Origin of the sequence: Halomonas sp. KAO, from assembly GCF_015595025.1 — a bacterium.
In the GTDB taxonomy this organism is placed as follows: Bacteria; Pseudomonadota; Gammaproteobacteria; order Pseudomonadales; family Halomonadaceae; genus Halomonas.
In genome coordinates this window covers 39,266-49,296 of the sequence record NZ_JADNRL010000002.1, presented here as the reverse complement: position 1 = coordinate 49,296, position 10,031 = coordinate 39,266, and the positions used below count along the sequence as shown (strand labels likewise).

Sequence of the window (10,031 nt, the reverse complement as noted above, 5' to 3'; positions counted from 1 at the left end):
TACCCCTGGGTGCGGATATCCCATGCCTCATAGTGGCTGGCCGCCGGCAGCACATAGTCGGCCCACTCGGCGGTGGAGTCCATGCGCACGTTGATGTTCACGTACAGCTCTTCCGCCTGGCGCAGGTGCTCCTCGCGGTACTTGTGGGACATCTTGTTGCGGCGGAAGGTGTTGTCCGCAATGGAGATCATGCCCTTGATTTCGCCATGGTAGGGCATCCAGCCCTTCTCGATGGACTCGTTCATCATCTCTTCCATCTCATCGAGATCGAAGCCGACGCGCTCCTTGAGCTTGGCGTTATCGAAGTGATTGCGGGCGCCTTCCATCATGCCGCCACGCAGGAACTCGCCCAGGCCACCGGGTTCCAGGCGGGCCGATTTCTTGCCTTCGAAGCCGGCCAGCTCCGTCCAGCGCGGGTGGTTCCACACCACCCAGGAGGTATCGAGGCCGCCGGTGCGACCGCCATGGCCGGTCAGTGCCAGCGTCAGCGCATAGCCCCAGCAGGTGTAGAGGCAGTTGGAGTAGCTCGACGTGATATAGCCGAGCATGATGATCGCCTTGTGAGCCTTGGCCAGATGGCGGGCCTCCTGGCGAACGACATCGGGGTGGATATTGGTGGTCTCGAAGGTCGACTCGGGAGTGAACTTGGCCGCCTCGCGCTTGACCTGCTCGAATACCGTGGTGACCGCGATGCCATCGACCTCGAACTCGCCCTCGATGGCCGGGTCCACATCCCCCAGCTTCAGGGTCTTGTCATCATCCCCCATGGAGCCCCTGGCCTTCACCGCCTGGCCGCTGTTCAGGTCCCAGTGGTAGAACACCTCGTCGGAGCCACCCTCCATCAGGTCCTTTTCGCGTAGCAGCTGGCCGTCGTCGAGGCGCACCAGCATCGGCAGGTCGGTCTGCTCCTTCATGAAGGCCGGCTTGTAGAGCTGCTCCTCGATGATGACGTTGACAAACGACATCGCCAGGAACGGGTCGGTGCCCTGGTTGATCGGCATCCACAGGTCGGTGTGAATGGCGCTGGGGTTGTAGTCCGGTGCGGTGCTGGTGATGCGTGCGCCGTTGTACTTGGCCTCCCAGATATAATGGGCGTCGGGGATGCGGGTGGCGTTGGGGTTGATCATGCCGAGCATGATGTAGTCGGCATCGAACCAGGCGTCCGAGGTGAAGCTCTCCAGCGGATTGCCGTAGGCCAGGTGAGCGCCGGTCAGCAGGTCACCCACCACGGTGAAACCGTCGAGCTGGATACCGCCCACCAGGGCGGCGAAGCGGGCCGGCCCGGACTGACGCACCATGGTCTGGTTGCCGGATCCCTGGTGAGTCTTGAGCTTGCCGGGGCCATGCTTCTCGAAGATATCGATGATCTTGTCGGCGATCTCCTCGGTGGCCTGGTCCCAGGAGATGCGCTGCCACTTGCCTTCGCCGCGCTCGCCGGCGCGCTTGAGCGGATAGCGCAGGCGGTCGGCCTCATACATGGCGGTGGAGTGGATGGCACCCTTCTGACAGCCCCGCGGGTTGGCGTCGGGAATGTTGGGGTTGACCTGGGGGTACTTGGCGATCTGCTCCTCGCGAATGACGATGCCATCCTTCACGTAGACGTTCCAGGCGCAGTTGCCCATGCAGTTGATGCAGTGGGCCGCGTGACCGACGCTATCCCAGGTCCACTCATTGCGGTAGAGATCTTCCCAGCCGCGGTAGGGGTATTCGGTGGCCAGGGTGTCGTTGATAGGCTCGAGCCGGTTGAGTGCCCAGACATTGCCGCTGAGCATGGCACCGGTGCCGGTGATTCCCAGCCCCTTCAGGAAATCGCGACGCTTAAGCTTCCACATCCCCATGGTTCTCTCCTCATCAAGGGCCATCGCCGGCCGTGGAACCGCAGCAGCGATGAAGCACATATCACGGCATTTATTAACGTTGACTGATCAAGAACTGATGTTTAGCAAGCCGGGTGGCCGGTACCGCGTTACACCGGAGCAGGAGCGGGTGTCGTGCCAGGAGGAGTGCGGTCTGTCAGGGAAAATGGTTGGTGTTGTCGGCCACCCTGGCTAATCAGGTCGCCTCGAATTATAGACGTCGTATACCGGTGGGCTAGCGCAAAACGGCCCTGGCACAGCGTGATCTCGGGTATGGTTGATGTGCATCAATAAAACGGTGCCATGAGGGGAGAGCGTCTTGTATACAAGGAGCCCTGGCGCTAAACAGAGGCCTTGTGGCGAACCTCGCCATGATTCGGTCAGACGATGAGGAGAGGATGATGATCAACAAGCGCGTTAGAGGCTCGGCAGTGGTGCTGCTGTTGTCTGTGGTGGCGTTCTCCGGCACGGCCAGCGCCGCCGGCGATGCCCAGGCCGGAAGCGAGAAGATCGCTACCTGCGTGGCCTGCCATGATGCCGAGGGCCAGGGGACCGCCGGTATCTATCCCAACCTGGCGGGACAGTCCGCCACCTACCTGGAGAGCGCCCTCAAGGCCTATCGCGAGGGACAGCGTGCCGGTGGCATGGCCGCGGTGATGACACCCCAGGCGGCCAACCTGAGCGATCAGGATATCGCCGACCTGGCGGCCTATTACAGCTCGCTTTGACGGGGCAGGCACCCCCTGGGGGTGCCTGCCTATACCCCTGGCGGCAGCGGTATCTGGCGCGGCCAGTCGTCGGCGACGATAAACAGGCGTCGCCAGCCGGCCTCAGGGTGCCACAGGGCGATCTGCAATGGCGGGGCAGGTGCTCGGAAATAGGCGACAAGCCGGGCTTCCAGTTCGCGAAGCGGCTCGAGGTGCTCGGGCCGGGGCAGGGCAAGCCAGTGCGGCTTGTGAAGCCTGAGCCCCAGGGTGCCGCGGGGCAGGCCGTCGCGATAGCGATGCCAGTCGTGCCAGTGCAGCCAGAGACCCTGCAGGTGGTTCCGGGTCGCCTCTCTCGGGGGCGGCAGGGGGTGGTGCCAGGGGGTGAAGAGCACGCCGGGCATGGCGACCCGACTGGTCAGACTCGGCAGCGCCCCTGCACGGTCGCCATGTAGTTCCAGTGTGTCCTCGATGGCGTCTCGGGTCTCGGGCCGCTCGGTCATCCGCAGCTGGTGGCGATGCAGGTGCTCGCGCTTGCCGGCCAGGCTGTCGGCGCCACCGGGGCCGATCCAGCGGGCCTGGGCGTGTTCGTCGCCCGGGCCTTTCTCCAGCCCGAGATAGAACTTGATGGCCACCTCGAGGTGGGTGATCGACGCCTCGGCATGGCACCGGTAGAGAAGGTCGAGCTCGCCGAGCGTCAGCTTGCCGTCGAGGATGGGCAGGTTGTGGGCCAGAAGCTCCGTGCCCGGTGCCGTGTCGAGCAGAAACTGCCAGAGGCGCTCATGGTAGAGCCCCATGCGCCCCTGCAGCGCATTGCCCACCTGGCTCTCCAGTACCCGGGGCCAGGCCTCCAGCTTATCCAGCCAGTCGGCGGCACGGTCGTCATCCAGCAGGCCCAGCTGCTCCCGGCTCGGGCGCCCCGGCCAGGGCATGGCGATCAGGTCGGGGGCCAGCAGCAACCACGCCAGGTCGCGCACCAGCGGGTGGTGGCAGCGATCCAGCAGGGGCGGTGCGTGGGTGGGCATGCAAGTATCCTGTGCGTTGGCGCAGGGCTATCGCGGCAGTACCGCTCAAGGCTGTTCCGGCGACAGGCCCCGGAGCGCCGGACCGTCGAGGGGGCGCCACGAGTACTTCCTTGTAGGCTACCTCGGCCATCCCTGGTCCTCGGACCCTCTCTACGACCTGTCCCCGGCGCCTTTCACGATCACCCTGTCGGTAATAGCGATAATCCTATGCGGTGGCGGCGATGTGCTGCAGGTATTCCCGAGTTTTCTTATACTCAGGATACATCCATGATCCGTCAGGTGGTATTCCGTCATGCAACGTTCCCTTTTTTCCCTCGCCGCCATCGCGGCCGCCGTTTCACTCGGCGCCGCGCCGCTGCAGGCCCAGGAGCCGGTAACGGTGTCATCCAAGATCGATACCGAAGGCTCGGTGCTGGGTGAGTTGATCGTCCAGCGCCTCGAGGCGGGCGGCGTCGAGGTGGAGGAGCGGCTGCAGCTGGGGGCCACCAGCATCGTGCGCGAGGCGCTGCTGGCCGGCGAGATCGACCTCTATCCCGAGTACACCGGCAACGGCGCCTTCTTCTTCGACATGACCGGCAGTGACGTCTGGCACGATGCTCAGGCCGCCTATGAGACGGTGCGTGAACGGGACGCCGAGAATGGCCTGACATGGCTGACTCCGGCGGCGGCCAACAACACCTGGGCGATCAGCGTGCGGGGCGAGCTGGCACGAGACCACGACCTGACCACCCTGGAGGATCTGGCGACCTACCTGCAGGAGGGCGAGACATTCAAGCTGGCCGCCAGCGCCGAGTTCGTCGAGTCCGAGCAGGCCCTGCCCGCCTTCCAGGAGGCCTATGGCTTCGAGCTCGGTGACGACCAGCTGCTGGTGCTCTCCGGCGGCAATACCGCCTCGACCATGCGCGCCGCCGCCCAGCAGACCAGCGGCGTGAATGCCGCCATGACCTACGGCACCGATGGTGGCCTGAAGGCGCTGGACCTGGTGGTACTGGAGGACACCCTGGGGGTGCAGCCGATCTACCAGCCGGCCCCCGTGGTGCGCAGCGAGGTGCTCGAGGCGTGGCCGGAGATCGATGACCTGCTGGCACCGCTCTTCGCGGCGCTGGATCTCGACACCCTGCAGCGTCTCAACGGGGACGTGGCGGTGAACGGGCGCCCCCCGGCCGACGTGGCCGCCGACTTCCTCTCTCAGCTGGAGGAGTAGGCGGGTGCTGCGCAGGGAGGCGCCGATCAATCGTGTGGTGCTGACGCTGATGGCGCTGGTCATCTGGCTGTGGCTGCCGCTGGGCAGCATCGCGCCCAACCGCATCATGCCCGGCACCGCCTATCCGCTTGCCCAGGCCGTGGGCTGGCCGCTGGCGATGGTGAGCTGCCTGCCGCTGCTGGGCCTGCTGGCGGTGGCCTGGCGTCCCACGCGATCAGGTTATCGGGTGGCGCTGGCCCTGACCCTGCTGATGTTGGCGGCCCTGCCGTTTTGGCTGGCGCTGATGGCGCAGCAACTTCTCGACCCCGAGCTGCCCCAGGCCCGGGTCGGGATCGGCGCCGCCTGGTGGCTGATGCTGTTCTGGCTCTCGCTGCTGCTGATCGAGCTGCGCACCCGGCTGGCGTTGGCCGGCTGGCGGCTGGCGCTCTCGTTCGTGCCGGTGCTGGCCGGCTGGTGGCTGGCGGGCAAGGGGCTCGAGTCGCTGGCGCTCCGGCAGGAGCTCGAGGGGCGAGGAGAAGCCTTCGGCGAGGCCCTGATCCAGCATCTGTTGCTGGTGGGCGGTGCCGTGGGCATGAGCCTGCTGCTGGGGGCGGCCATCGCCCTGGCCATGCGCCAGAGCCCGCGGGTCGAGCGCCTCGGCTTTGCGCTGCTCAACTTCCTGCAGACCATTCCCAGTCTGGCGCTGTTCGGCCTGCTGCTGGCGCCCCTGGCCTGGCTGTCGGCCCGCGTCGACTGGCTGTCCGCGCTGGGCGTCAGCGGTATCGGCTGGGCGCCCGCCTTCCTGGCGCTGCTGGGCTATAGCCTGCTGCCCATGGTGCGCAACACCTTCGTTGCCCTCTCCGGGGTGGAGCCCGGCGTGCTCGAGGCGGCGCGTGGCATGGGCATGAGCCGCGGTCAGGTCTTTCGCCAGGTGCGCCTGCCCCTGGCGCTCCCGGTGGTGCTCGAGGGGGTGCGGATCACCACCGTCCAGGCGATCGGCCTGACCGCCGTGGCGGCATTGATCGGCGCCGGCGGCCTGGGCACCTTTATCTTCCAGGGGCTGGGCCAGGCGGCCATGGATCTGGTGCTGCTCGGCGCCTTGCCGATCCTGGTCATGGCCCTGGCCGTCGATGCGCTGCTGGGCGCCCTGACGCGGCGCCTGGATCACCGCTCAGGCCAGACCACGGGAACCATCGGATGATCGAACTCAAGAGCGTCACCAAGCGCTTCGGTAGCGAGACGGCGGTGGACGCCATCTCGCTGACGGTGAACCGAGGCGAGCTATGTGCCCTGGTGGGCACCTCGGGGTGCGGCAAGTCCACCACCCTGCGCATGATCAACCGCCTGATCGAGCATGATGGGGGCGAGATCCATATCGATGGCCGCCCCATCCGCGAATTCGATGGCCGAGTGCTACGCCGGCGGATCGGCTATGCGATCCAGAGCACGGGGCTGTTTCCTCACTGGAGCGTGGCGCGCAATATCGGCCTGGTGCCGCGGCTGCTCAAGTGGCCGGCCGCCCGGGTCAACGAGCGCGTCGAGGAGTTGATGGCGCTGCTCGGCCTGCCGATCGAGCAGTTCGCCGACAAGTATCCGGCCCAGCTCTCCGGCGGCCAGGCCCAGCGCGTGGGGGTGGCCAGGGCGCTGGCGGCGGACCCCGATATCCTGCTGATGGATGAGCCCTTCGGCGCCCTGGACCCGATCACCCGGGAGGGGCTGCAGGTCGAACTGCACGACCTGCAGGCACGCCTGCAGAAGACCATCGTCTTCGTGACCCACGATATGGATGAGGCCCTGGCCCTGGCCGACCGTCTGGTGGTCATGAAGGCGGGGCGCATCGTCCAGCAGGGCAGTCCGCTCGAGCTGTTGCGGGCGCCGGCCGATGACTTCGTGGCGTCGCTGCTGGGGGGCGATGATCGGGGCCTCAAGGAGGCGGCCATCACGCCGGTCGTCGAGCGCATGCGCCCCCTGTCGCCCCGGCTGCTGCCCCAGGCCAGGGTCGCCCGGGAGGCGACCCTCCACCAGGCCCTGGCGGTGATGTTCCGCGAACGCGTCGAGCGCCTGGCGGTGGTGGATGACGACGACATGCCGGTGGGGGAGATCTCGCTGCGCGGTATCGTCGGCGTCGCCCGCGCGGAGGGTCGTGACAGGTGATCTCGAGATGCCTCAAGCGTTGGGCGGTGCCGCTCGCCTGGCTGGTCCTGCTGCTGGCGCTGGCCACGGGAGGCGAGTGGCTCGAGCCGCTGCTGCGCTGGAGCGAGCCCGAGGCGCGCCGGGTCCTCTACCCCCAGGCCGACCTGCTGACCCTGCTGCTGCGTCATCTGCAGGTGGTGGCGATCGCCTCCAGCCTGGCGGTGGTGATCGGCGTCGGGGCGGCGATCCTGGTGACCCGCCCCGCCGGGCGCGACTTCCTGCCCCTGGTGGCCCAGGTCGCCTCCATGGGCCAGACCTTTCCGCCGGTGGCGGTACTGGCCCTGGCCGTGCCGGTGCTTGGCTTCGGCACCTGGCCGATCATCGTGGCGCTGCTGCTCTACGGGCTGCTGCCGATCGTGCGCAACACCCTGGCGGGCCTGGAGGGGCTCGACCCGGGGGTCGAGGAGGCCGCACGGGGCATGGGCATGGGCGCCGCCCAGCGGCTATGGCAGGTGGAGTTGCCGCTGGCGGCGCCGGTCATCCTGGCCGGTATCCGTACCTCGGTGACCGTGAACATCGCCACCGCGGCGCTGGGGGCGACCGTCGGGGCGAGCAATCTCGGCGCACCGATCATCGCCGGCATCGTCAATGGCAATACCGCCTATATCCTTCAGGGGGCCTTGTTGATCGGTCTGTTGGCGCTGACAGTAGATAGCTTTTTTGCCCGTCTTTTGTCAGGTCGCCAGTGAAATCGTCTGGCTGTATGCGACCAAAGGTGAATCCTTTGTGGGTGTCGGTTCTTGTCAGGTTACGTTAACGTCAACCTTGGGTTGCGTTGATCCCACGGGAGTGATCCTCCTGGCGAGGGTCGAGACAAGCGACAACACTACCCCCAAAAGGGGTAGAGGATGCCAAGATGACAACGACACAAGAGATCCATTCGCCGACGTTTCTGACCGGCGACGAGCTTTCGATTCCCACCTTCCGCCTGCTCAAGCAGGACGGCACCCTGTATGACGGTGGCGAGGCCCCCGAGCTCTCCCGCGAGCAGGCCCTCAAGATCTACCACAGCATGGTGGCCACCCGGGTGCTCGATGAGCGCATGATGGCGGCTCAACGCCAGGGACGCCTCTCGTTCTATATGCAGTGCACCGGCGAGGAAGCGGCGGTGATCGGCGCCACGGCGGCTCTCGATGATGCCGACATGATCATGGCCCAGTACCGTGAGCAGGGGGCGCTGGTCTATCGCGGCTTCAGCTATGACGAGTTCATGAACCAGCTGTTCGGCAACGAGCTCGATTATGGCAAGGGTCGGCAGATGCCGATCCACTACGGCTCACGCAAGCTCCACTACATGACCATCTCCTCGCCGCTGGCCACCCAGATCCCCCAGGCGGCCGGCTACGCCTATGGCCAGAAGCTGGCCGGGGATGAGCTCTGTACGCTCTGCTTCTTCGGTGAGGGCGCCGCCTCGGAAGGGGACTTCCACGCCGCGCTCAATATGGCGGCGGTGCATGAGGCGCCGGTCATCTTCTTCTGTCGCAACAATGGCTATGCGATCTCGACGCCCTCCATCGAGCAGTTCGCCGCCGATGGCGTGGCGCCGCGGGCCTACGGCTACCGCATGCATGTGATTCGCGTCGACGGCAACGACATCCTGGCGGTGCTCGCCGCGACCCGCAAGGCGCGTCGTATCGCCGTGGAGCAGAACAAGCCGGTGCTGATCGAGGCGATGAGCTACCGCCTGGCGGCCCACTCCTCCTCGGATGACCCCTCCGGTTATCGCTCCAAGAAGGAGGAGGAGGCCTGGCGCGAGAAGGATCCGATCCTGCGCATGCAGCACTGGCTGGTCGGTCAGGGCTGGTGGAACGACGACGAAGAGAAGGCGCTCCAGGAGTCGCTGCGTCGCGAGGTGCTCGAGACGATGAAGCGTGCCGAGAAGCGGCCGCCGCCTCCGCTGGACAGCCTGGTCAGCGATGTCTACGCCGACGTCACGCCGACGCTGCAGCGTCAGCTCGACCAGCTCAAGCGCCATATCCGTCAGTATCCCGAGGCCTATCCGAAGGGGGCGCGCTCCCTGGATCCGGATGTAAAGGCGCGTGATGACGCCAGCGACGCACACGCCCAGGAGGGGGAGTGAGATGCCGACAATGAACATGCTGCAGGCGATCAACAACGCCCTCGATATCGCCATGGCGGAGGATGACAAGGTCCTCTGCTTCGGTGAGGACGTCGGCATCTTCGGTGGCGTCTTCCGTGCCACCAGCCATCTGCAGGAGAAGTACGGCCGTTCGCGCTGCTTCAATACCCCGCTGGTGGAGCAGGGCATCATCGGCTTCGCCAACGGCCTGGCGGCCCAGGGCTCGGTGCCGGTGGCGGAGATCCAGTTCGCCGATTACATCTTTCCGGCCTTCGACCAGATCGTCAACGAGACGGCCAAGTTCCGCTACCGCTCCGGTGATCTCTTCAATGTGGGCGGCCTGACCATACGCGCGCCCTACGGCGGCGGCATCTCCGGCGGGCTCTATCACTCCCAGTCCCCGGAGGCCTACTTCGCGCATACGCCAGGGCTCAAGATCGTGGTGCCGCGTAATCCCTACCAGGCCAAGGGCCTGTTGCTGGCGGCGATCCGTGATCCCGACCCGGTCCTCTTCTTCGAGCCCAAGCGCCTCTATCGCGCCTCCACCGGCGAGGTGCCCGAGGAGGACTACCAGCTGCCGATCGGCGAGGCGGAGGTGACCCGGGAGGGTAGCGATGTCACCGTGCTCGGCTGGGGGGCGCAGATGGAGGTGATCGAGCGTGCCGTGGAGCTTGCCGAGAAGGAGGGGATTTCCTGCGAGGTGATCGACCTGCGCTCCATTCTGCCCTGGGACCAGGACAGCGTGGTGGAGTCGGTGCTCAAGACCGGTCGCCTGGTGATCACCCATGAGGCCCCGCTGACCGGTGGCTTCGCCGGCGAAGTCGCCGCGACCGTGCAGGAGCGCTGTTTCCTCTACCTGGAAGCGCCCATCGCCCGGGTGACCGGCATGGATACCCCCTTCCCGCTGACCCTGGAGAAGGAGTATCTGGCGGATCACCTGAAGGTGTTCGAGGCGATCAAGGCCAGCGTGGCCTTCTGAAGCCGATATCG

The 10,031-nt window shown here is 66.2% G+C and carries 9 protein-coding genes; 7 read left to right on the top strand and 2 right to left on the bottom strand.

The genetic code is table 11. The features are described 5' to 3' along the window. A partial coding sequence (gene clrA / locus IOC61_RS00465) for a chlorate reductase subunit alpha (protein WP_420706316.1) occupies positions 1–1,838 on the bottom strand: 1,838 nt, incomplete at its 3' end. A 419-nt stretch (positions 1,839–2,257) separates the two neighbouring features. On the opposite strand from clrA, the gene IOC61_RS00460 reads away from it, so the two are divergent. Then, positions 2,258–2,584 (top strand): c-type cytochrome, encoded by a 327-nt coding sequence (locus IOC61_RS00460; RefSeq protein WP_195686941.1) that lies wholly within the window; start codon positions 2,258–2,260, stop codon positions 2,582–2,584. Positions 2,585–2,613: 29 nt separating this feature from the next. On the opposite strand, the gene IOC61_RS00455 is transcribed toward IOC61_RS00460, so the two are convergent. Further along, positions 2,614–3,585, bottom strand: coding sequence for a DUF1853 family protein (locus tag IOC61_RS00455; RefSeq protein ID WP_195686940.1), 972 nt, complete (start codon positions 3,583–3,585; stop codon positions 2,614–2,616). A gap of 292 nt (positions 3,586–3,877) precedes the next feature. On the opposite strand from IOC61_RS00455, the gene osmF reads away from it, so the two are divergent. From osmF to IOC61_RS00425, 6 genes are all read left to right on the top strand, one after another. Beyond that, a complete protein-coding gene (osmF, locus tag IOC61_RS00450; protein ID WP_195686939.1) occupies positions 3,878–4,789 on the top strand; it encodes an ABC transporter substrate-binding protein in 912 nt (303 codons plus the stop codon). A 7-nt stretch (positions 4,790–4,796) separates the two neighbouring features. Then, positions 4,797–5,969, top strand: coding sequence for an ABC transporter permease (locus IOC61_RS00445; RefSeq protein WP_229332833.1), 1,173 nt, complete (start codon positions 4,797–4,799; stop codon positions 5,967–5,969). Further along, a complete protein-coding gene (locus tag IOC61_RS00440; RefSeq protein ID WP_195686938.1) occupies positions 5,966–6,922 on the top strand; it encodes an ABC transporter ATP-binding protein in 957 nt (318 codons plus the stop codon). Before IOC61_RS00445 ends, IOC61_RS00440 begins: the two co-directional genes overlap by 4 nt. Continuing rightward, positions 6,919–7,650 carry an ABC transporter permease gene (locus IOC61_RS00435; protein ID WP_324254661.1) on the top strand — a complete coding sequence of 244 codons (732 nt, stop codon included), beginning with the start codon at positions 6,919–6,921 and terminating at the stop codon, positions 7,648–7,650. Before IOC61_RS00440 ends, IOC61_RS00435 begins: the two co-directional genes overlap by 4 nt. Positions 7,651–7,817: 167 nt before the next feature. Then, complete coding sequence (locus IOC61_RS00430; RefSeq protein ID WP_195686937.1) at positions 7,818–9,041, top strand: thiamine pyrophosphate-dependent dehydrogenase E1 component subunit alpha; 1,224 nt, start codon at positions 7,818–7,820, stop codon at positions 9,039–9,041. A gap of 1 nt (position 9,042) precedes the next feature. Next, positions 9,043–10,020 carry an alpha-ketoacid dehydrogenase subunit beta gene (locus tag IOC61_RS00425; protein ID WP_195686936.1) on the top strand — a complete coding sequence of 326 codons (978 nt, stop codon included), beginning with the start codon at positions 9,043–9,045 and terminating at the stop codon, positions 10,018–10,020. Positions 10,021–10,031 lie beyond the last annotated feature (11 nt).

Coding starts and splice junctions, on each gene's coding strand:
- IOC61_RS00440 (WP_195686938.1), top strand. CDS start 5,966: ATGATCGAACTCAAGAGCGTCACCAAGCGCTTCGGTAGCGAGACGGCG.
- osmF (WP_195686939.1), top strand. CDS start 3,878: ATGCAACGTTCCCTTTTTTCCCTCGCCGCCATCGCGGCCGCCGTTTCA.
- IOC61_RS00455 (WP_195686940.1), bottom strand. CDS start 3,585: ATGCCCACCCACGCACCGCCCCTGCTGGATCGCTGCCACCACCCGCTG.
- IOC61_RS00460 (WP_195686941.1), top strand. CDS start 2,258: ATGATCAACAAGCGCGTTAGAGGCTCGGCAGTGGTGCTGCTGTTGTCT.
- IOC61_RS00425 (WP_195686936.1), top strand. CDS start 9,043: ATGCCGACAATGAACATGCTGCAGGCGATCAACAACGCCCTCGATATC.
- IOC61_RS00430 (WP_195686937.1), top strand. CDS start 7,818: ATGACAACGACACAAGAGATCCATTCGCCGACGTTTCTGACCGGCGAC.